The 21,618-nt window shown below is 73.2% G+C and carries 19 protein-coding genes and 1 tRNA gene; 13 read left to right on the top strand and 7 right to left on the bottom strand.

The features are described from left to right. Window positions 1-63: 63 nt before the first annotated feature. Window positions 64-447: a cold-shock protein gene (locus ACZ1IK_RS07395; protein ID WP_020628350.1), complete on the top strand. Its 384-nt coding sequence runs from the start codon at window positions 64-66 to the stop codon at window positions 445-447. A gap of 3 nt (window positions 448-450) precedes the next feature. Then, window positions 451-936 carry a DUF3027 domain-containing protein gene (locus tag ACZ1IK_RS07390; protein WP_041103071.1) on the top strand — a complete coding sequence of 162 codons (486 nt, stop codon included), beginning with the start codon at window positions 451-453 and terminating at the stop codon, window positions 934-936. A 91-nt stretch (window positions 937-1,027) separates the two neighbouring features. Here the strand turns inward: ACZ1IK_RS07390 and serC are convergent, their stop codons facing one another. After that, window positions 1,028-2,155 carry a phosphoserine transaminase gene (gene serC / locus ACZ1IK_RS07385; protein ID WP_044659024.1) on the bottom strand — a complete coding sequence of 376 codons (1,128 nt, stop codon included), beginning with the start codon at window positions 2,153-2,155 and terminating at the stop codon, window positions 1,028-1,030. 128 nt (window positions 2,156-2,283) lie between these two features. Here serC and ACZ1IK_RS07380 point away from each other — a divergent pair, with 128 nt between their 5' ends. The 3 genes from ACZ1IK_RS07380 (at window position 2,284) to ACZ1IK_RS07370 (ending at window position 5,605) form a co-directional block, all read left to right on the top strand. Beyond that, a complete protein-coding gene (locus tag ACZ1IK_RS07380; protein WP_020628347.1) occupies window positions 2,284-3,006 on the top strand; it encodes a metal-dependent transcriptional regulator in 723 nt (240 codons plus the stop codon). A gap of 159 nt (window positions 3,007-3,165) precedes the next feature. Further along, on the top strand, window positions 3,166-3,660 hold the full coding sequence (locus ACZ1IK_RS07375) for an HNH endonuclease (protein ID WP_020628346.1): 495 nt from the start codon (window positions 3,166-3,168) through the stop codon (window positions 3,658-3,660). Window positions 3,661-3,736: 76 nt separating this feature from the next. Next, window positions 3,737-5,605: an ABC transporter ATP-binding protein gene (locus ACZ1IK_RS07370; protein ID WP_060974277.1), complete on the top strand. Its 1,869-nt coding sequence runs from the start codon at window positions 3,737-3,739 to the stop codon at window positions 5,603-5,605. 26 nt (window positions 5,606-5,631) lie between these two features. Here the strand turns inward: ACZ1IK_RS07370 and ACZ1IK_RS07365 are convergent. The 3 genes from ACZ1IK_RS07365 to ACZ1IK_RS07355 form a co-directional block, all read right to left on the bottom strand. Next, a tRNA-Arg gene (locus ACZ1IK_RS07365) sits at window positions 5,632-5,705 on the bottom strand. A 43-nt stretch (window positions 5,706-5,748) separates the two neighbouring features. After that, on the bottom strand, window positions 5,749-6,396 hold the full coding sequence (locus ACZ1IK_RS07360; protein WP_044659023.1) for a hypothetical protein: 648 nt from the start codon (window positions 6,394-6,396) through the stop codon (window positions 5,749-5,751). A 172-nt stretch (window positions 6,397-6,568) separates the two neighbouring features. Continuing rightward, the gene (locus tag ACZ1IK_RS07355) at window positions 6,569-7,750 is read right to left on the bottom strand and encodes an acyltransferase family protein (RefSeq protein WP_159227918.1); all 1,182 of its coding nucleotides are present in this window, start codon (window positions 7,748-7,750) and stop codon (window positions 6,569-6,571) included. 261 nt (window positions 7,751-8,011) lie between these two features. Between ACZ1IK_RS07355 and pcrA the strand changes: the two genes are divergently transcribed. The 3 genes from pcrA (at window position 8,012) to sucD (ending at window position 12,875) form a co-directional block, all read left to right on the top strand. After that, entirely contained in the window at window positions 8,012-10,573 is a 2,562-nt protein-coding gene (pcrA, locus tag ACZ1IK_RS07350; protein ID WP_406017466.1) for a DNA helicase PcrA, read from the top strand. A 184-nt stretch (window positions 10,574-10,757) separates the two neighbouring features. Beyond that, window positions 10,758-11,927 carry an ADP-forming succinate--CoA ligase subunit beta gene (gene sucC / locus ACZ1IK_RS07345; RefSeq protein ID WP_098093557.1) on the top strand — a complete coding sequence of 390 codons (1,170 nt, stop codon included), beginning with the start codon at window positions 10,758-10,760 and terminating at the stop codon, window positions 11,925-11,927. 27 nt (window positions 11,928-11,954) lie between these two features. Then, complete coding sequence (sucD, locus tag ACZ1IK_RS07340) at window positions 11,955-12,875, top strand: succinate--CoA ligase subunit alpha (RefSeq protein ID WP_044659020.1); 921 nt, start codon at window positions 11,955-11,957, stop codon at window positions 12,873-12,875. Window positions 12,876-13,001: 126 nt separating this feature from the next. Here the strand turns inward: sucD and ACZ1IK_RS07335 are convergent, their stop codons facing one another. Continuing rightward, complete coding sequence (locus ACZ1IK_RS07335; protein ID WP_101965709.1) at window positions 13,002-14,132, bottom strand: VIT1/CCC1 transporter family protein; 1,131 nt, start codon at window positions 14,130-14,132, stop codon at window positions 13,002-13,004. 93 nt (window positions 14,133-14,225) lie between these two features. On the opposite strand from ACZ1IK_RS07335, the gene ACZ1IK_RS07330 reads away from it, so the two are divergent. Both ACZ1IK_RS07330 and ACZ1IK_RS07325 read left to right on the top strand, forming a co-directional pair. After that, complete coding sequence (locus tag ACZ1IK_RS07330) at window positions 14,226-14,645, top strand: YidH family protein (protein ID WP_041103054.1); 420 nt, start codon at window positions 14,226-14,228, stop codon at window positions 14,643-14,645. 4 nt (window positions 14,646-14,649) lie between these two features. After that, window positions 14,650-14,973, top strand: a complete 324-nt coding sequence (locus tag ACZ1IK_RS07325; protein ID WP_041103052.1) for a DUF202 domain-containing protein — start codon at window positions 14,650-14,652, stop codon at window positions 14,971-14,973. A 76-nt stretch (window positions 14,974-15,049) separates the two neighbouring features. Here the strand turns inward: ACZ1IK_RS07325 and ACZ1IK_RS07320 are convergent, their stop codons facing one another. Together ACZ1IK_RS07320 and ACZ1IK_RS07315 are read right to left on the bottom strand one after the other, a co-directional pair. Continuing rightward, a complete protein-coding gene (locus ACZ1IK_RS07320) occupies window positions 15,050-16,243 on the bottom strand; it encodes an alcohol dehydrogenase catalytic domain-containing protein (protein ID WP_041103050.1) in 1,194 nt (397 codons plus the stop codon). A gap of 207 nt (window positions 16,244-16,450) precedes the next feature. Next, window positions 16,451-17,959 (bottom strand): sodium:solute symporter family protein, encoded by a 1,509-nt coding sequence (locus tag ACZ1IK_RS07315; RefSeq protein WP_465098429.1) that lies wholly within the window; start codon window positions 17,957-17,959, stop codon window positions 16,451-16,453. A gap of 184 nt (window positions 17,960-18,143) precedes the next feature. Here ACZ1IK_RS07315 and ACZ1IK_RS07310 point away from each other — a divergent pair, with 184 nt between their 5' ends. The 3 genes from ACZ1IK_RS07310 to ACZ1IK_RS07300 all read left to right on the top strand — a co-directional run bounded on the left by ACZ1IK_RS07310 (window position 18,144) and on the right by ACZ1IK_RS07300 (window position 21,516). Beyond that, window positions 18,144-18,713, top strand: coding sequence for an XRE family transcriptional regulator (locus ACZ1IK_RS07310; RefSeq protein WP_041103047.1), 570 nt, complete (start codon window positions 18,144-18,146; stop codon window positions 18,711-18,713). Window positions 18,714-18,787: 74 nt separating this feature from the next. Further along, entirely contained in the window at window positions 18,788-19,804 is a 1,017-nt protein-coding gene (gene speB / locus ACZ1IK_RS07305) for an agmatinase (RefSeq protein WP_041103046.1), read from the top strand. Then, window positions 19,801-21,516, top strand: a complete 1,716-nt coding sequence (locus ACZ1IK_RS07300; RefSeq protein ID WP_041103045.1) for a thiamine pyrophosphate-binding protein — start codon at window positions 19,801-19,803, stop codon at window positions 21,514-21,516. Before speB ends, ACZ1IK_RS07300 begins: the two co-directional genes overlap by 4 nt. The last annotated feature ends 102 nt before the right edge of the window (window positions 21,517-21,618 follow it).

The raw sequence follows: 21,618 nt of genomic DNA, 5'->3' as shown, positions 1-21,618 counted from the left end.
CGGCCGCCCCTGCGGCGCCGGCCCGACGCGGTGGACCCACATGACGAGGAGCAGGTGACGCACATGCCCACCGGGCGCATCAAGTTCTACGACTCGACCAAGGGCTTCGGGTTCGCCCAGACGGACGAGGGCGAGGAGGTCCACGTGCCCGCCTCGGCCCTGCCGGCCGGGGTGACCGAGCTGCGCGGAGGCACCCGCGTGGAGTTCGGCGTGGCCGAGGGCCGCCGCGGCAAGCAGGCGCTCTCGCTGCGCGTGCTCGACGCCGCACCCTCGGTGGTCCGCAACCACCGACCCGGCGCCACCGAGATGGCCGTCCTCATGGAGGACCTCATCACGTGGCTGGACCAGACCTCCAACGGCCTGCGCCGCGGCCGCTACCCCCAGCGCGCCCAGGCGCAGAAGATGGCGCAGGTGCTGCGCCGTGTCGCCGACGATCTGGAGGCCTGAGCCATGACCACCCACGACGACGCCCCGCGCGTCGACCACCGGAGCCCCGACGCCGAGCCCGCGCCCGCGGAGGAGAGGGCGGCCGTGCCGCCCGCGCGTCGCCGGGCCCCGCGCCGCGACGAGCTGCTCGCCGCCGCCGTGGACGCCGCCCGCGCGGGGCTGGCCGGGCTGGCCGCCCCGGACGAGGTGGGGGAGCACGTGGACGTGCTCGTGGACGACGACCGGCTCCTGACGCACCGCTTCGCGTGCCGCATGCCCGGCTACGCGGGCTGGCTCTGGTACGTGACGATCGCCCGGGCCCCACGCGCCAAGCAGGTCACCGTGTGCGAGACCGGCCTCATGGCGGGGGAGGGTGCGCTCGTGGCGCCCCCGTGGGTGCCGTACGCCGAGCGCGTGAACGAGGAGGAGCGCGAGCGGCTCAAGGCCGTGGCCGAGGGCCGTGTGCCCGGCGCCCCGGCGCCTGAGACCGCGCCGGACGACCGCGGCTGAGACGGCGCGCCCCGGCTGACCCGCCGGGGCGGACACGCAACGGGCCCGCGGTGGAGTCCCCCGCGGGCCCGTGTCCCCGTCCGGGGACGGCTCAGGCCAGGCGCTCGACCACGTGGTCGATGCAGCGCAGCAGTGCCGCGACGTCCTCGGGCTCGATCGCGGCGAAGGTCGCGATCCGCAGCTGGTTCCGGCCGAGCTTGCGATAGGGCTCCACGTCCACCACGCCGTTCGCGCGCAGGGCCTGGGCGACCGCCGCCGCGTCGACGTCGTCGGAGAAGTCGACGGTGCAGACCACGGCGGAGCGGTCCTCGGACCGGGCCACAAAGGGCGTGGCGAAGGACGACGCCTCGGCCCACGCGTACACGCGCGAGGAGGAGTCGGCGGTGCGGGCGGTCATCGCGTCCAGCCCGCCCTGACCGTTCATCCAGCGCAGCTGCGCGTCCAGCATGACGAGCGTGGCCAGCGCGGGCGTGTTGTAGGTCTGGTCCTTGAGGGAGTTCTCCACGGCCGTGGCCAGGTCCAGGAACGCCGGGATCCAGCGGCCGGACTCCTTGATCTCCGCGACCCGCGCCAGGGCCCGCGGGGAGAACAGCGCGAGCCACAGACCGCCGTCGGACGCGAAGTTCTTCTGCGGCGCGAAGTAGTACACGTCCGCCTCGGACACGTCCACCGGCAGGCCGCCCGCGGCCGAGGTGGCGTCGACGACGACCAGCGCGTCCTCGTCGATGCCCGCGGGGCGGACGACGGGCGCCATCACGCCGGTGGAGGTCTCGTTGTGCGGCCACGCGTACACGTCGACCCCGGCCACGGCCTCCGGCTCGGGGCGGGTGCCCGGCTCGGAGGTGCGGATGTCCGACGGCGCCAGGAACGGCGCCTGGTCGGTGGCCTTGGCGAACTTCGAGCCGAACTCGCCGAAGCTCAGATGCTGGGCGCGCTCGCGGACCAGGCTGAAGGCGGCCGCGTCCCAGAACGCGGTGGAGCCGCCGACGCCGAGGATCACCTCGTAGCCCTCCGGCGCCGAGAACAGCTCGGCGACGCCTGACCGGACGCTCGCCACCAGGTCCTTGACCGGCTTCTGACGGTGCGACGTGCCGAGCAGCCCGGCTGCGTCCTGGAGCGCGCTCAGCTGCTCGGGGCGGACCTTGGAGGGGCCGGCGCCGAAGCGGCCGTCGGCCGGCAGCAGGTCCTGGGGGATGGTGATCTCGGCGGGGGAGGTCATGCGTGCTCCTGACGCTTCGGGGTCGCGGGTCGCGCCCATTCTCCCGCGCCCGGGACCACCGGCCGTCCACGTGACTCACGCCTCGCTAGGATGTCCGGGACGAAGAGCCCGAGGGAAGAGGACGTGCCATGACGGATCTGATCGACACCACCGAGATGTACCTGCGCACGATCCTCGAGCTCGAGGAGGAGGGCATCCCCCCGCTGCGCGCCCGCATCGTCGAGCGTCTGGAGCACTCCGGCCCCACCGTCTCCCAGACCGTGGCCCGCATGGAGCGGGACGGGCTGGTGCACGTGGGCGCGGACCGTCGGCTGGAGCTGACCGTGGCGGGCCGCGAGCGGGCCGTGTCCGTGCTGCGCAAGCACCGCCTGGCCGAGCGCCTGCTCGCGGACGTGATCGGCCTCGAGTGGGAGCTCGTCCACGAGGAGGCCTGCCGCTGGGAGCACGTGATGAGCGACCAGGTGGAGCGCCGCCTGCTCACGCTCCTGGAGAACCCCACCGAGACCCCCTACGGCACCCCGATCCCGCCCCGGCCCGAGCAGGCCTCCGCCGAGGACTGGAGCCGCGACATGGGCCTGGCGGGCGCCCGGCTCTCCGAGGAGGCCGCCACCGCCGGCCGGTTCCGCGTCCGCGGGCTGGCCGAGGGCGTGCAGACCGACCCCGAGCTGCTGGCCCAGCTGGCCGGCGCCGGCGTGACCCCCGGCCGCGTGGTGCGTGCCGAGGCCGCCCGCGACGCCGGGTACATCCGGGTCGAGGGCGAGGCGGAGGACGGCGCGGCCGCGGACGGCGGGGCCCTCGAGCTGGCCGAGGCCACGGCCGCGCACGTGTGGGTCGAGCGTCTCGACGGCTGAGGCGCGGCGCGCCGTCGTCGTGCGTGACGGGGGCGTGATGGCCCGGTGACGGGCCGGTGAACCTCTTCCGCCGCCGCAGGCGACACGTGGCGCGCCGATGCACCCGCGTCTAGCGTGGAGACACGACGCCCCTGTGTCCCCACGCTTCCGAGGCCCCCGATGCGCACACTCGTCCTCAACGCCGGCTACGAACCCCTCTCGGTCGTCTCCGACCGCCGGGCGCTGCTGCTCGTGGCCACCGGCAAGGCGAGCGTGCTCGAGGACGCCGGTGACCCGATGCGCAGCCCCACCCGCGCGTGGGGCCGACCCCTCGTGATCCTGCTGCACCAGTACATCCGGGTGCCCCACACGGATGCGGCCCCGGTCTCCCGCAAGGGCGTGCTGCGCCGGGACGGACACCGCTGCGCCTACTGCGGCGCCCACGCCACCACCGTGGACCACGTGCGGCCGCGCTCGCGGGGCGGCGAGAACTCGTGGGAGAACCTCGTGGCCTGCTGCCTGCGCTGCAACGGGGCGAAGGCGGACCGCTCGCTCGAGGCCCTGGGCTGGCGGCTGCGGGTGGAGCCGGTGCGCCCGCGCGGGGCCCAGTGGCGGATCCGCGAGCTGGAGCGGCCCGCCGAAGCGTGGCGGGACTACCTGCGCCTGGCGGCCTGACGCCGGAAGCGGAATCGCGCCCGCCCGTGCCCGGCGGTTCCTAGACTCTCCAACGGTCGAGAGAGCGGAGGGGCCCATGAGCATGGAGTCGGCGGCACGGATGTCCATGATGCGGATGACCCGCGGGCAGTCCGACGCCCAGCAGAGCCTCGCCCGCGGCACGGTGCGCCGGACCATCGCGTTCGCGGGCCGGTACCGCACCCGCCTGATCGTGTTCGTCGCGGCGTCCATCGTGGGCGCGGTGCTCGGCGTGGCCTCGCCCGTGCTGGCCGGCGACGTCGTCAACGCGATCACCGGCGGCGCGGACCGCGGGCTCGTGGTGCGGCTGGCCCTGCTGATCGCCCTCGTGGCGGTGCTCGACGCGGCGCTGTCCGTGTTCACCAAGTGGCTCTCCGCCGGGCTGGGGGAACAGGTCATCTACGACCTGCGCACCGCCGTGTTCGACCACGTGCAGCGCATGCCGGTGGCGTTCTTCCAGCGCACCCGCACCGGCGCGCTCGTCTCGCGCCTGAACAACGACGTGATCGGGGCGCAGTCGGCGATCTCGCGGACGCTCTCCGGCGTCGTCGCGAACGTGGTGTCCGTCGCGCTGACCCTGGGCGTGATGGTGGCCACCAGCTGGCAGGTCACCGTCCTGTCCCTCGTGATGCTGCCGCTGTTCCTGCTGCCGGCCCGGGCGGTCGGCTCGAAGCTGGCGGGCCTGTCCCGCGAGCGGGCCGGGCACAACGCGGCCATGGGCGACCAGATGACCGAGCGGTTCTCCGCTCCCGGCGCCACACTCATCAAGCTCTTCGGCCGCCCCGCCGCCGAGTCCGCCGAGTTCGCCCGCCGCGCGGACCGCGTGCGCGCCACCGGCGTGGACATCTCCGTGCGCCAGGCCGTCTTCACCACGCTGCTCACCCTGGTCTCCGCGCTCGCGCTCGCGGCCGTGTACGGCGTGGGCGGGCTCCAGGCGATCGCGGGCACCCTCGACGCCGGCGACGTCGTCACCCTCGCCCTGCTGCTGACCCGCCTGTACGCCCCCCTGACCGCGCTGGCGAACGCCCGCGTGGAGATCATGAGCGCGCTCGTGAGCTTCGAGCGCGTGTTCGAGGTCCTGGACCTGGAGCCGCTCATCACGGAGCCCGCGCGGCCCGCGGCCCTGCCGGAGGGGCCCCTGTCCGTGCGGCTGCGGGACGTGCGCTTCGCCTACCCCACCGCGGAGCAGGTGTCCCTGGCCTCCCTCGAGGAGGTCGCCGTGCTGGACACGCGCGGCGGCGAGGAGGTGCTGCACGGGATCGACGTGGCCGTGCCCGCCGGGGCCACCGTGGCCCTCGTGGGCTCTTCGGGTGCGGGCAAGTCCACCATCGCCTCGCTCGTCACGCGCCTGCACGACGTCACCTCCGGCGCCGTCGAGATCGGCGACGTGGACGTGCGGGACCTCGCGTTCGCGGACCTGCAGCGGGCCGTGGGCATGGTGACCCAGGACGGCCACCTCTTCCACGAGACCGTGCGCGCCAACCTGACGCTGGCCCGCCCCGACGCGACGGACGAGCAGCTGTGGGACGCCGTCGAGCGGGCCCGCCTGCGCCCCGTGGTCGAGGCGCTGCCGGACGGGCTGGACACCGTGGTCGGCGAGCGCGGCTACCGCCTCTCCGGCGGCGAGCGGCAGCGCATGACGATCGCGCGGCTGCTGCTGGCGGCTCCGCGCGTCGTGGTGCTGGACGAGGCGACGGCGGCGCTGGACTCCACCAACGAACGCGCCATCCAGGAGGCGCTGGGGGAGGCGCTGGCCGGGCGGACCGCGATCGTGATCGCGCACCGGCTCTCCACCGTGCGCAGCGCGGACGAGATCCTCGTGGTCGAGGCCGGGCGGATCGTGGAGCGCGGCACGCACGCCGCGCTGCTCGCGGCGGGCGGGCGGTATGCGGAGCTCTACACCACGCAGTTCGCCGACGCGGAATGAGGCGGCGACCGGACCGGCCGCCCAGGTGCCCCAGGCCGGAATCGAACCGACGGCCTACCCTTTAGGAGAGGGTCGCTCTATCCAACTGAGCTACTGGGGCGCGGACCGTGCGTCGGTCCGGTGAGCGAGTCTAGCCGAGCCCTTCAGGCCGCCCGCGTGGCGCGACCACGACGGCGCCGCCCGGCCCACAGCATCACGGCCACCGCCAGCGCGAGCAGCGCCAGCAGGACCCAGCGGGTCAGCGTCAGGGCGGCGGCCAGGCCGGTGCCCGGGCCGCCGGCGGCGATCGCCTGCTCGATCGCGATGTTCTCGCAGATGTCCACGACCGCGAACAGCACGCCCAGCCCGAAGACGGCCCACTTGGCGCCGACGGGACGCAGGCGCCATGCGCCGACCGCGGTGACCGTCAGTGCCACGGCGATCGGGAAGATCACGCCGGCCGTCTTGTGCACCCAGTTCAGCTGGCCGCGGGCGTCCTCGTCCATGACCGCGGAGAGCGCGCGGATGTGGTCCTGCCCGTAGAACAGCAGGGAGTCCGGCATCGCCAGGCCGCCGCTGAGCTGGGTCATCTGCTGCAGCACCAGCAGATGGAGGTACGCGCCCACGAGCAGGGTGGTCACGATCAGCGCGCTCACCGGGATCGCCGGGCTGCCCTCGCGCTCAGCGGCCGCGGCGAGGTCCTCACGGACGTTGACGTCCCGCAGCGTGGGACGGGAGCGCGGGGACTCGGCGACCGGGCGCGCGGCGGGCCGCGACGGGCGCGGACGGGACTTGCGGGACTTCTGGGACACGGGGCACCTCCGCGGTCCATCCTCCCAGACCGGCCGAGCCGGTCCGGTCCCGCCCAGCCCCGCCCAGCCCAGCTCACTTTCGAACGTGAAATCGGGGTCATGGGAACTTTCGAACGCGAGATAGGCCCCACATCACGTTCGAAAGTGCGGGTGGGGGCGAGTCCGGGGCGGCTCAGTCCGCGTGGCGAGGCCGCGGGCGGGGGACCTGGGCGGGTGCGTCGGACGCCGGCTCGGTGGCCGGGGCCGGCCCCGCGGTGGACTGCGGCTCGGACGCCGGCTCGACGACCGGCAGGGGCGCCGTCGTCGGGGCGGGCTCGGCGGTCTGCGCCGGCACGGCGTCGGCCGCCTCCGGGACCGCTGCCCGGGTGCGTGGCCGCTCCCGGCCGCGTCCCGCCGTCGGGAACTCGAAGAGCCAGCGCACCCGTCGGTAGCCGAGCGCGAGGGCGAGCGGGACGAGGAACGTGAACGACGCGATGGCCACGTAGAAGTCGACCGGGCGGACCGCGGCGAGGTCGCGGAAGGCCGCCACCGCCAGGATCAGCACCGGCATGTGGGCGACGTAGAGGACCATCGAGCGGCGGCCGCAGAACTCGAGGAACGGCAGACGGGGCAGGCGCGGGCCGAGCCACAGCACCACGAGGATCCCCGGCAGCGCGGCGAACACGGACCAGGGCTGGCGCTCCGCCACCACGAGCGCGCCGGTGCGCGTGGCCGTCACGGTGAGCACCATGAGGATCACCGCGATCACGCCCAGGGCGGCGGGCGCCGTGCGGATCCGGGGGAGCAGTCGCGCGGAGGCGGCACCGAGGAAGAAGTACACGCCCCAGTACAGCGGGCGCACCCAGTGGCGGGGGCCGCTGACGAACTCGAGGAGCAGGACGAACAGGACGACGGCGACCACCAGCGCCGGGACGCGACGGATCACCGGGCCGATGAGGTAGCAGAGCATGAGCACCCACAGGAACCACAGGTGCCACGCGCCGCCGCGCCAGAACTCGACGGACAGCAGGGATCCGGGCCTGCCCGTGGCCAGCGCCAGGACGACCATCCAGACGAGGAACGGCCACAGGATCCGCTCCGCCTTGCCGCGGTAGTACGTGCCCAGCGGCTTGGACACGGAGCGGGGCAGCAGGACGCCGGACAGGAACACGAGCATCGGCATCCGCCACGACTGGAACACCTGCACCACGTTCGCGAACGCCACGGAGCTGAAGGTCGCGTCGAGGCCCTGCGGCATCGTGTAGGTGTGGGTGAACATCACCAGCAGCACGGCGAATCCGCGCATCGCGTCCATCCAGGTCATCCGGCTGGGGGTGGACCCGTGGGACATGGGCGGGGTCGGCGTGGTGGACATGGCGGCTCCGGGGTGACGTGGCGGGGCAGGGGAAGGAGGCTCCGCCGCCACATCGCGCGGAACGCCCAGAAGACCATAGCGGGCCGTTCGATTCCCGCCGGTTTTCGAACGTGGAATCGGGGTCTTGGGGACTTTCGAACGCGAGATAGGCCCCACATCACGTTCGAAAGTGCGGGTGGGGTGGGGCGGGGCGGCGCGGTGGGGGATGGCGACGACGGCGCCCCCTGTCGCGTCCGGGGCCGCGCCTAGACTGGGTCCGCCATGGCTGACCTCTTCTCCGCGCTCGGACGCACGCCCCTGAACCTCGACCGGACCCGCCGCCCCGCGGACCCGGAGACCGCCCTGCCCGGGCTCGTGCCCCCGGCCGTCACGCGCGCGGCCGCGGACCCCGAGGCCTGGGGCGAGGACGCCCGCCCGGCCGCTCCGGCGCACACTCCCGAGTCGCTCGTGGCGGGGCTCAACCCGCAGCAGGCCGCCGCGGTGACCCACACGGGGGCGCCGCTGCTGATCGTGGCGGGCGCCGGCTCGGGCAAGACCCGGGTGCTGACCCACCGCATCGCGTGGCTGCTCGCCACCGGCCGGGCGCGGCCGCACGAGATCCTCGCCATCACCTTCACGAACAAGGCCGCCGCGGAGATGCGCGAGCGCGTGGCCGGGCTGATCGGTCCCACCGCCCAGCGGATGTGGATCTCCACGTTCCATTCCTCCGCCGTGCGGCTGCTGCGCAACGAGGCCGCCAACATCGGGCTGAAGTCCACGTTCACCATCTACGACTCGGCGGACAGCCTGCGCCTGGTCACCACCGTCGCCAAGCAGCACGAGCTGGACCCGAAGCGCTTCGCGCCCAAGGCCCTGCTGAACCGCATCAGCTCCCTGAAGAACGAGCTCGTGGAGGCGGACGACTACGCCGCCACCGTGGCCGAGGGGGACCCGTGGGGCCGCGCCGTCGCCGCCGTCTACCGGGACTACACGGCCCGCCTGCGCCAGGCCAACGCCCTGGACTTCGACGACCTGATCGGCATGACGGTCCACATGTTCGAGGCGTTCCCGCGCGTGCTGGACAACTACCGCCGCCGGTTCCGCCACGTCCTCGTGGACGAGTACCAGGACACCAACCACGCACAGTACCGCCTGATCCGGCTCCTCGCCGGCCCGGCGGGCGACCCCGAGGGCGTGGAGACCCCCGGCGGCGAGCTGACCGTCGTCGGCGACTCGGACCAGTCCATCTACGCGTTCCGCGGCGCGGACATCCGCAACATCGTCGAGTTCGAGCAGGACTTCACGGACGCCGTCACCATCAAGCTCGAGCAGAACTACCGCTCCACGCAGACCATCCTGGACGCCGCCAACGCGGTGATCGAGCGCAACCCGGACCGCCGCCCCAAGCGCCTGTGGACGGCCGAGGGGGAGGGCCCGGCGATCGTCGGCTACGCCGCGGAGAACGAGTCCGCCGAAGCGGAGTGGATCGCCACCACCATCGACCGGCTGCAGGACGAGGACGGGATCCGCCCGGCCGACGTCGCCGTGTTCTACCGGACCAACGCGCAGTCCCGCGCGCTCGAGGAGCGGCTGGTGACGCGCGGCATCCCGTACCGGGTCATCGGCGGCACGCGCTTCTACGACCGCAAGGAGATCAAGGACGCGCTCGCCTACCTGCGGGTGATCGTCAACCCCGACGACGACGTCAACGTGCGCCGCATCCTCAACGAGCCCAAACGGGGCATCGGGGACCGGGCCGAGGGCGCCATCGCCGCGTGGGCCGAGCGCAACCGCTCCACGTTCTCCGCGGCCCTGCGCGACGCCGAGAACGCCCCCGGCATGGCCGCCCGCTCGCTCAAGGCCGTCCGCGGCTTCGTGCAGATGATGGACGACCTCGGCCAGGTCGCCGAGTCCGCCGGCCCGGCCACCGTCCTGGAGGCCGTCCTCGAGCAGTCCGGGATGCTGGCCGCCCTCCGCGAGTCCGAGGACCTGCAGGACGAGTCCCGCGCGGACAACCTCGGCGAGCTCGTCGCCGTCGTCCGCTCCTTCGAGACGACGCACCCGGACGGCACCCTGTCCGACTTCCTCGAGCAGGTGGCGCTCGTGGCGGACGCAGACCAGCTGCCCACGGCCCCGGACGTGGAGGGCGAGGCGCTCGCCGAGCAGCAGGGCCAGGTCACGCTCATGACGCTGCACACCGCCAAGGGCCTCGAGTTCCCCGTGGTGTTCCTGACGGGCATGGAGCACGGGGTGTTCCCGCACGCCCGCTCGATGACGGACGAGAAGGAGCTCGCGGAGGAGCGTCGCCTGGCGTACGTGGGCCTGACGCGCGCCCGCCGTCGCCTGTTCCTGACGCGCGCCGAGGCACGCTCGCTGTGGGGCCAGCACCAGTTCAACCCGCCCAGCCAGTTCCTCGGGGAGATCCCGGAGACGCTCATCGACTGGGAGCGGGAGGGCACCACGCGCTCGGCCGGGTCGTTGAGCCTGACCGGCGCCGGCACCTCGCGGTACGCGGGGCGGTTCGGGGGCGGCCGGCCGGCGTGGCGGTCCCGGGACGACGACGGCGCGCGGCCCCAGCGCCTCACCCGCGGGGACGAGCCGGCGGACCTCACGGTGCCCTCCGCCGTGGTGCGCGGGAAGGCGCCGAGCCGGGTGCAGCCGCAGAAGGAGATCGTGGCGCTCAGCCCGGGCGACCGCGTCTCCCACGCGACCTTCGGCGAGGGGCGTGTGGACGCCGTCGCGGGCGCGGGGGACAAGACCGTCGCGACCGTCACCTTCGACGCCACCGGGGCGCAGAAGCGGCTGCTGCTGCGCTACGCCCCGCTGACGAAGGTCGAGGGCTGACGGGACCGGCCCGCCGACTCCCCGGTCTCTCCGGGGTGTGGACTAGAGTGAGCCGTGGAACGCCGCCGTCCGCCGCCCTGCTGTGCCCCCGTGCCCGGCCCGGCCACGGAGGGGGCGTCGACGTCGGCCGCGCCCGCAGGCGAGGCCGGCAGACCCTGTCTTCGACCAAGAAGGACACACCACCGTGGACCTGTATGAGTACCAGGCGCGCGATCTGTTCGAGGCGCACGGCGTCCCCGTGCTGGCCGGCATCGTTGCGCAGACCCCGGACGAGGCCAAGGCGGCCGCGGAGAAGATCGGCGGCGTCACCGTCGTCAAGGCGCAGGTGAAGGTCGGCGGCCGCGGCAAGGCCGGCGGCGTGAAGGTCGCCAAGACGGCCGACGAGGCCTACGAGCACGCCAAGGCCATCCTGGGGATGGACATCAAGGGCCACACCGTGCACCAGGTCATGATCGCCCAGGGCGCCGACATCGCCGAGGAGTACTACTTCTCCGTGCTGCTGGACCGCGCCAACCGCACCTACCTGGCCATGTGCTCGGTCGAGGGCGGCATGGAGATCGAGCAGCTCGCCGAGGAGCGCCCCGAGGCCCTCGCCAAGGTGCCCGTCTCCCCGCTGACCGGCATCGACGCCGAGACCGCCCAGAAGATCGTCACCGAGGCGGGCTTCCCCGAGGAGCTGCGCGCCGACGTCGCCGAGGTCATCCAGAAGCTCTGGGAGGTCTTCGAGAAGGAGGACGCCACCCTCGTCGAGGTGAACCCGCTGGTGAAGACCGGCGACGGCACGATCCTCGCCCTGGACGGCAAGGTCTCCCTCGACGACAACGCGGCGTTCCGCCACGAGGGCCACGCCGCCCTCGTCGACGAGCGCACCGAGGACCCGCTGGAGGCCAAGGCCAAGGCCAACGACCTCAACTACGTGAAGCTGGACGGCCAGGTCGGCGTGATCGGCAACGGCGCCGGCCTCGTGATGTCCACCCTCGACGTCGTCGCGTACGCCGGTGAGAACCACGGCGGCGTGAAGCCGGCCAACTTCCTGGACATCGGAGGCGGCGCCAACGCCGAGGTCATGGCCAACGGCCTCGATGTCATCCTGGGCGACGAGCAGGTCAAGTCCGTGTTCGTGAACGTCTTCGGCGGCATCACCGCGTGCGACGCCGTCGCGAACGGCATCGTCAAGGCCCTCGAGATCCTGGGCGACACCGCCACCAAGCCGCTGGTCGTGCGTCTGGACGGCAACGCCGTGGAGGAGGGCCGCCGCATCCTGCAGGAGGCGAACCACCCGCTCGTCACCCTGGCCGCCACCATGGACGAGGGCGCCGACAAGGCCGCCGAGCTCGCCCACTCCGCGAACTGACCGTTCGGAAAGACTGAGGAAACAGCTATGTCGATCTACCTGAACAAGGACTCCAAGGTCATCGTCCAGGGCATCACCGGCGGTGAGGGCACCAAGCACACCCGCCTCATGCTCAAGGCCGGCACGAACATCGTGGGCGGCGTGAACGCCCGCAAGGCCGGCACCACCGTGTCCCACGAGGACAAGGACGGCAACGCCGTCGAGCTGCCCGTCTTCGGCACCGTCAAGGAGGCCATGGAGAAGACCGGTGCGGACGTGTCCGTGGCCTTCGTGCCGCCGGCCTTCGCCAAGGACGCCGCCATCGAGGCCATCGAGGCCGAGATCCCGCTGCTCGTGGTCATCACCGAGGGCATCCCGGTGCAGGACACCGCCGAGTTCTTCGCCCTGTCCCAGTCCAAGACCGGCGAGGACGGCAAGCCGAAGACCCGCATCATCGGCCCGAACTGCCCCGGCGTCATCACCCCGGGCGAGGCCCTGGCGGGCATCACCCCGGCCACCATCACCGGCTCCGGCCCCATCGGCCTCGTGTCCAAGTCCGGCACGCTGACCTACCAGATGATGTACGAGCTGCGTGACTTCGGCTTCTCCACCGCCATCGGCATCGGCGGCGACCCGATCATCGGCACCACCCACATCGACGCCCTCGAGGCGTTCGAGGCCGACCCGGACACCCAGGCCATCGTGATGATCGGCGAGATCGGCGGCGACGCCGAGGAGCGTGCGGCCGAGTTCATCAAGGCCAACGTCACCAAGCCGGTCGTCGGCTACGTGGCCGGCTTCACCGCCCCGGAGGGCAAGACCATGGGCCACGCCGGCGCCATCGTCTCCGGCTCCGCCGGCACCGCGCAGGCCAAGAAGGAGGCCCTCGAGGCCGCGGGCGTGAAGGTCGGCAAGACCCCGTCCGAGACCGCCCAGCTCATGCGGGAGATCCTGCAGGCCCAGGCCTGATCCCGCGGTGGGGGGCGCCGATGCCGGCGCTCCGCACCGGCAGGCGGATGCACCACGGCCCCTGTCCCTCGTCCTGAGGGGCAGGGGCCGTGTGCTGTGCGGGGCGGAGCAGGCGGTGGGCGCCCGTCAGCCCACGTTCGCGCCGAAGAGCAGGCCGAGCACGTACGTCACGGCAGCGGCGCCGAAGCCGATCGCGAGCTGGCGCAGGCCCCGAGCCAGCGGTGAGGAGCCGGACAGCAGCCCGACCACACCGCCGGTGAAGAGCAGGGCCGCGCCCACCATCGCCGCCGCCAGGCCCAGGGCCCACAGCCCGGACATGCCGAAGATGTACGGCAGGATCGGGATGAGTGCGCCGGAGGCGAAGAACGCGAAGCTGGACAGGGAGGCGCTCCACGCCGAGCCGATCTCCGCGAAGGAGTCCGAGTGGTCCACCGGCCCCTGGGAGCCGTCGGGACGGGCGGAGAACTGCGGGTTGCAGTCGCACGTGAGATAGCCGAGGCGCTCGAGCGCGCGGTGCTCGGCATCCTCGGGCGTCATGCCGCGGGCCAGGTAGACGAGCTTGAGCTCGTTGTGGTCCAGGTCCAGGTGCTGGGCCGCCTCGAGGGTGATCTGGGTGGGGGAGGAGGCCTCGAGCAGCTCCCGCTGGGACCGCACCGAGACGTACTCGCCGGCCGCCATGGACAGCGCGCCCGCCAGCAGGCCGGCCACGCCGGTGAACAGCACCACGGACGGCGCCACGCCCGTCGCGCCGATGCCCATCACGAGCGCCAGGTTGGAGACCAGCCCGTCGTTCATGCCGAAGACGGCGGCGCGGAAGTTGCCGGCCAGCTGCTCGCGACCCCGGGCGGCGAGGCCGCGCACGACCTCCTCGTGGATGGCCTCGTCCGCCACCATGCCCTCGGGGGCGTCCTGGTCCTCCGCGTAGGGAGTGTCCGACTCGGCGCGCTGGGCCAGGGCCAGCACGAACACGGAGCCGAAGATCCGCGCGAGCCAGCGCAGCAGGATGCGGTGCAGGGAGGGGCGCGGCGGGTTCTCGGCGTGCTCGCCCAGGAGGGCCCGCCAGTGCTGTTCGTGGCGGCGCTCGGCCTCGGCGAGGCCGAGCAGGATGTCGCGCTCCACGCCGTCCTTGCGAGCGGCGATGTCGCGGTAGATCTGGCCCTCGGCGATCTCGTCGGCGAGGTAGCGGCGCCAGCGTCGGACCTGTTCGCGGGTCGGCTCGGGACGTGCCGCGGGCGTGGCGGTGTGGGCGGGGCTCATGGGGCTCCATCGGATGGGCGGGCGGGGACGGGCGGCGCCGTCGCGGCCGGGCGCGCCCGACCGGCCAGTCTACGCCGTCGCTACCATGGCCGCATGGACGCAGCAGAGACCCCCGACGGCCCCGAGACCGCCGCCCACGACGGCGGCCGGCCGGCCTGGCAGCACCGCCTCCTGGCGGGCGGGGAGGAGCCGGACCCCCGGTTCACGCTCGCCAACGAGCGCACGTTCCTGGCCTGGGTCCGGACGGCGCTGGCGCTGCTGGCCGGCGGGGTCGCGGTGGAGGCGTTCACCGGCGCCCTCTTCGCGCCGCCGGTCCGGGTGGTGCTGAGCACGGTGCTGCTCGTCCTGGCGGCGCTGCTCGCCCTGGGCGCGGGCGCGCGCTGGCTCCGGGTGGAGCGGGCGATGCGCCGCGGCCGTCCGCTGCCGCTGCCGCTGATCGTCCCGGTCCTCGCGGGGGGCGTCGTGCTGGCCGTCGTGGTGCTGCTGGCCGCCGTCGTCCTTCCGCGGGGCTGAGACGATGCGCCTGCATCACGACCCGGGGCTGCAGCCCGAGCGCACCGTGATGAGCTGGGGCCGCACGGTCCTGGCGCTGGGCGTCCTCAGCCTCACGTTCCTGAGGTGGTGGCCGACCGTCGGCGCGTGGGCGTTCGGGCCTGCGGTGGTGGCGGCCGTCGGCGGGGCGGCGGTGCTGGCCACGCAGCGCCGGCGCTACGTGGCGCACGCGGACGGAATCGCGCGGGAGCAGGCCCGGCCGGCCCTGGCGTCGGTGGCCTGCATGGTCGCGCTGGTGGTGGGCTTGGCGGCCCTCGGGATCACCGCCACGCTGCTGCACGCGGCATGATCCGCGGACGACGACGGCGCCCCTCACCTGCGCGGGGCGGGTGAGGGGCGCCGTCGTGCATCCGGAGGCGGACCGCTCAGCGGGCGATCATGCCGTGGGGGTCGATGACGAACTTCTCCAGGGAGCCCTGGTCGAACTCCGCATAGGCCTGCGGTGCCTCGTCCAGGCTGATCACGCGCGGGTTGACCATCTCCGTCAGGTACGGCATCCGATCCCACAGGATCGACATCATCAGCTGGCGGTTGTAGCGCATGACGGGCGCCTGGCCGCCGATGATGTGGGGCGACTTGATCCAGGCCTTGCCGAAGTCCACCGGGAAGGTGCCCTCCTGCTCGGCCTTCGTCTCCGCGATCGGGTCCGGCCCGTAGATGCCGATGATGCCCGTGGCGCCGCCCGGACGGGTGATGTCCAGGACCTGGTTCACGGCGGCGATCGGCTGCATCTCATCGGACGCGGAGCCCAGGCCGTGGGCCTCGGAGCCGACGCAGTCCACCGCGCAGTCCACCATCGGCTCGCCGAGGATGTCGCTCACGGCGTCCTGCAGGTTCTCCGTGGTGGAGAGGTCGATGGTCTCGCAGCCGTGCTTGCGCACCAGCTCCAGTCGCGAGGCGTCCTGGTCGCCCACGATGATGCACGAGGCGCCCAGCAGCCGAGCGGCGGCCGCGGCGCACCGGCCCACGGGGCCGGCACCGGCGATGTAGACGGTGGAGCCGGGCTTGGCGCCGGCCTCCACGAGGCCGTGGAACGCCGTCGGGAGGATGTCCGAGAGCACGGTCAGATCCAGGATCTTCTCCATCGCCTGCTCCTGGTCCGGGAAGCGCAGCAGCTGGAAGTCGGCGTACGGCACGAACAGGTACTCGGCCTGCCCGCCCTGGAAGCCGCCCAGATTGAAGCCGTAGGCGGCGCAGGCCTGGTCCGGGTTGGCGGTCTCGCAGATCTCGGTCCGGCCGGCGCGGCAGTTGCGGCAACGGCCGCAGGCCACGTTGAACGGCACGGAGACGAGGTCGCCCTCCTGCAGGAACTGGACGTCGCTGCCGACCTCCAGCACCTGGCCGGTCATCTCGTGACCCAGCACCATGCCCTCGGGGGCGGGGAAGGACCCGCGGTAGATGTGCAGGTCGCTGCCGCAGATGTTGGTCGCGACGATCTTGAGGATGACACCGTGCGGCGCGGCGGAGCCGTCGGGCATCTCCAGCTTGGGGAAGTCCAGCTCGTCGACGCGCACGTCCTTGATGCCGTGGAATGCCACGGCGCGGTTCTTGGTGGTCATGAGAACTGTTGCCTTTCTGTCTCCAGCGAGGCCCCAGGTGGGGCGAGAGACGGGGCGAACCCGAGGGGGAGTCCCGGTCTCAGGCTGTACGGAGACACTAGGGGCCGGGGGGAGCCCGCGGGAAGGGTCGCCCGCCGCCGCCCGCCGCACCACGTGGCCTCGGCCATCGTGCGGGCGTCGGAGGATCACAGGCCCCGGGAGCGTGGGTCAGACCTGCGCTCGGACCGCGGGGTCGACGCCGTGGCGGGAGCGCACCCGCCAGGCCTCGAGGACCGCGGGGTCGGTGGGCCGGGTCATCAGGCTGAGGAGGACGTACACGACGGCGGAGGCGGCCAGGCCGACGTAGATCGGCTCGTTCGCGAAGACGCCCTCGAAGGGCTCGGCCGCGTTCAGCTCGAGCCAGCCCATGGTGCCGAGGGTGCCCACCGTCCCGACCACCATGGACCACAGGGCCGCCGTGCCGGTGCCGCGCTTCCACACGAGGCCGCCGACGATCGCGACGAACAGGCCGCCCACGAGGATGTCGTACGCGATGGTCAGGGCCGCCACCACGTCCGGGACGACGATCGCCAGCCCCAGCACGACGGCGCCGAGCAGCAGCACCCAGCCGCGGTTCGAGGCGAGCTCCGCCGCGGTCTCCGTGGCCGCGTCCTCGGCGACGGCGCCGTCCTCGGCGGCGGTGGCCTCGCCGCGGAGGATCGGGAGGATGTCGGTGCGCATCACGGTCGAGGCCGCGATGATCGCGCCCGAGGCGGTGGACATCATGGCCGCGACGGCGGCCGCCAGGGCCACGCCGCCCACGCCCACGGGCAGCAGGTTCTGGGCGACCCACGCGAACACGTCGTCCGTGGCGGCGATGTCCGCGGTCACCGTGCGCGCCGCCATGCCGATCACGGCGCCGGCGACGCCGTACACGATGCAGTACAGCCCCGCGGTGGCGCCGCCGATCTGGGCCACGCGCGGGGAGCGGGCCGTGAACACGCGCTGCCAGACGTCCTGGCCGATCAGCAGGCCGAGGGTGTAGATCACGAAGTAGGTGACGATCGACTGCACGCCGATCCCGTCCCAGCTGAAGAACTCGGCGCCCAGGCGCTCCTGCATGGCGCTCCAGCCGCCGGCGTTGGCCAGGGAGAGGGGGAGCATGAGGGCGAACAGGCCGATGGTCATGATGAGGAACTGGGCCATGTCGGCCAGGGTGATGGACCACATGCCGCCGAGCACGGAGTAGGCCAGCACGATGCCGCCGCCCACCAGGACGGACAGCCAGCGGTCCCAGCCGAAGAGCACCACGAAGAGCGACGCGTAGGCGCCCGTGGAGGTGGCGGCGAGCATGAGCGTGTAGGCGAGCATCACGAAGGAGGAGGCGTGGGAGGCCCCGCCACGGCCGTACCGCAGGCGGAGCATCTGCGAGACGGTGTAGATCTTCAGGCGGGCCAGGATCGGGGCGAACGCCACCGACAGGATGAGGACGCCGACGCCGATGGCGGCCACGAGCCACGCGCCGGAGAGCCCGAACTCGTACCCCAGGCCGACGCCGCCCACGGTGGCGGCGCCGCCGAGCACGACGGCGGCCATGGTGCCGGTGAACAGCACCGGCCCGAGGCGGCGGCCCGCCACGAGGTAGTCCTCCGAGCTGGCGGCGCGGGCCTTGCCCCACCAGCCGAAGGCGAGCATGCCGACCAGGTAGACGGCGACGATGGTCAGGTTGAGGGTCACGGGCGGTCCTTGGAGCGAAGGGATCCGAGGCGCCGGGATGCGGTGCGCCGCGGCGGGACACAAGAGATCGTCGTGTTGCCGATCACACGATCCGGGCCTACGGTAAACACATGTTGCTTATCAGACAACATGTCGTCCAGGGTGACATCGGCGATGTCGCCTGGCCGACGTCGGGAGGAGCGCGATGAAGGCCCTCCCGCTCGAGACCGCGCCGGGCCAGGCGCTGATCGGCCGTCGGCTGCGTGCGCTGCGCGAGGCGCGGCGGCTCACCGTGGCCCAGCTGGCCGAGGCGGCCGGCGTCAGCAAGGGCTTCCTCTCCCGCCTCGAGCGGGACCTGACGAGCCCGTCCGTGAGCACGCTCGTGACCCTGTGCCAGGTGCTCGGCGCGAGCCCGGGCGACGTCCTGGACGCGCCCGAGGTGACGGTCGTGCGCCTCGCCGACGCCCCCGCGGTCAACCTCGGCGGCGAGGGCATCCGCGAGCGCCTGATCACCCCGCGCGGCAGTCGTGACCTGCAGATCCTGCGCGCTGACATCGCGCCGCGCGGCCGCGGGGAGGCGGAGCTGTACACCGTGGACTGCCGCGTGGAGGCGGTGCACGTGGTCACCGGCCGCCTCGAGCTGCGGACCACCGAGGCCGTGCACCTGTTGGAGGAGGGGGACACCGTCACCTTCCCCGGCCGCGAGCCCCACTCGTGGGCCAATCCGGACGACCGCCCCGCCGTCGTGCTGTGGACCCTCGTGGGCCACGCGTGACCCCGTCCGGCGCGCCCACACCGGACAGACCAGACCGACCAGACCGAACCGAACCGCCCAGAGAGGACATCCAGATGCTCGAGATCCCCCGCGTCGAGGACAACGGCCGCCTCGGCCCCGTGAACTCCGCCCTCGTGCCCCGCTACGGCGGCACCCCCACCTACGCGCTGCTGCCGCGCCTGGACGAGGCGGCCGCGGCCGGCGTCGCCCCGGAGATCAAGGTGGTCGGCGTACCGTTCGACGCCGGCGTCTCCTACCGCCCCGGTGCACGCTTCGGGTCCGGCCACGTGCGGCAGTCCTCGCGGCTGCTGCGCCCGTACAACCCCGCCACGGACACCTCGCCCTTCGCGCAGGCCCAGGTGGTGGACGCCGGGGACATGGCGGTGAACCCGTTCGACATCGGCGAGGCCATCGAGGCGATCCAGCAGGACGCGATGGACCTCACCGAGGACGGCTCCTCGCTCATGACCATCGGCGGCGACCACACCATCGCGCTGCCGCTGCTGCGCGCCGCCTCCGCCCGGGCGGGCGAGCCCGTTGCCCTGCTGCACTTCGACGCCCACCTGGACACGTGGGACACCTACTTCGGGGCCGAGTACACCCACGGCACGCCGTTCCGCCGCGCCGTGGAGGAGGGGATCCTGGACACCGAGGCCATCTCGCATGTGGGCACGCGCGGTCCGCTCTACGGCAAGAAGGACCTCGACGACGACCACCGCATGGGCTTCGGCATCGTCACCTCCTCGGACGTGTTCCGTCAGGGCGTGGACGAGATCGTGGACCAGCTGCGCCAGCGCATCGGGGGTCGGCCGCTCTACATCTCGGTGGACATCGACGTCCTCGACCCCGCGCACGCGCCGGGCACCGGCACCCCCGAGGCCGGCGGCATCACGAGCCGCGAGCTGCTCGAGATCCTGCGTGGGCTGCGCGGGCTCGACATCGTGGGCGCAGACCTGGTGGAGGTGGCCCCGGCCTACGACCACGCCGAGCTGACCGGCGTCGCCGCCTCCCATGTGGCCTACGACCTCATCTCCCTGATGGCCGACCGCCGCGCCACCCGCGCGGCCGCCGGTGAGGAGTCGGCCCGATGAGCGACGAGCAGACGACGACGGCGGCCCCGCGGCGCAACGGCGGCGACCTCGCCGTCGAGACGCTCCACGCCCTGGGCGCACGGACGGTCTTCGGCATCCCGGGCCAACACGCCCTCGGCCTCTTCGACGCCCTGTCCCGCTCCCCGCTGGAGTTCGTCTCGAACCGCGTGGAGAACAACGCCGCCTTCGCCGCGGACGGATACGCCCGGGCCACCGGCGAGGTCGGCGTCCTGTTCCTCTCCACCGGCCCGGGCGCCCTCACCTCACTGGCCGGCCTGCAGGAGGCGTACGCCACGGGCGTGCCGATGCTCGTGGTCGCCTCGCAGATCCCGCTGTCCGGGCTCGGCGCCCGGCGCAAGGGCATGCTGCACCAGCTGGACGACCAGAAGGCCTCGGCCCGCAACGTCACCAAGGCCCAGTTCACGGTCCACCACGCCTCGGGCATCCCGTCCGCCATCCAGGACGCGTGGGCCGAGGCCATCACCGTGCCGCAGGGGCCGGTGTGGGTCGAGATCCCGCAGGACGTGCTGCTCGGCGAGGTCATGGTGCCCCCGGTCGAGGACGCCCTGGCCGTGCCCTACGACCACCCGCCGCGCGCCGAGCTCGTGGCCGAGTCCGCACGCTGGCTGCGCGGGGCCGGGCGGGTGGCGATCGTGGCCGGCGGCGGTGTGCGCCGCTCCGGCCGGGCCGCGATGGAGAGCCTGCGGGAGGTCGCGGAGCTGCTCCAGGCACCCGTGGTCTGCTCGCCGGGCGGCAACACCGCCTTCCCGTGGGAGCACCCGCTCAGCCTCGGCGGCTGGGTGGAGGACCGCCTCGTCACAGACCTGCTCGAGGACGCGGAGGTGCTGCTCGTGGTCGGCTCCTCGCTCGGCGAGGTCACCTCGAACTACTTCACGCTCGAGCCGCGCGGCCGCCTCATCCAGGTGGACGCGGAGCCGCGCGTGCTGGAGACCAACCACCCCACGCTGGGTGTGCGCGCCGACGCCGGCCAGGCGCTCGAGGCGCTCGCCGCGGCGCTGCGCGAGTCGGGCTCGGTGGCGCAGGACGCCGCCGTCTGGCACGGCCGCACCCCGGCCGAGGTGGTCGCCGACGTCAACGCGCGCATCACCGCCCGCCTCGATGCCCAGGACCTCGGCGTGGAGCGCCGGCTCCTGGCGGACATCCGCGCCGCCGTTCCGTCGACCATGCAGACGTACTGGGACATGACCATCGCCGCCTACTGGGCGTGGAACTGCTGGGACGCGCAGGACGGCGAGTTCCACTCGGCGCAGGGTGCCGGAGGGCTCGGCTACGGGTTCCCGGCCGCGTTCGGCGGCGCGGTGGGCCTGGCCCACCAGGGACGCACCGGGATCGACGGGCGCGTGCTCGCCGTCGCCGGCGACGGCTCGGCGATGTACTCCCTCGCCGAGCTCGCGGCCGCCAGACAGCACGGCGCGGCGGTGACGTGGCTGATCATCGACGACGGCGGATACGGCATCCTGCGCGAGTACATGGAGGGCGCGTTCGGCAAGGCCACGGCCACCGAGCTCGACAGGCCGGACTTCCAGGCCCTCGCCGCCTCCTTCGGCGTGCCCGCCGAGACGGTGGGAGTGGAGGACGTGCGCGGCGCGCTCGAGCGCGCGTTCCAGGCGGACGGGCCGAACGTCGTGGTGGTGCAGACCCGCCTGGCGATGTGGGCGCCGAGCCACCTGGGGGAGGCCCCGGAGGTCTGAGACGGCCCGGCGCCGGAATCGCTGACTCGACCCTGAGAGTGTGCGCCACCTTTCCAGGTGCATGTTTCAGCAACGGAGCTGGACCGGCAGGTAGTTGAGGCG

The organism is Micrococcus sp. CS26 (assembly GCF_055522295.1).
Note: the sequence above shows the minus strand (reverse complement) of the source record. Positions and strands in the feature narration are given on the sequence as shown.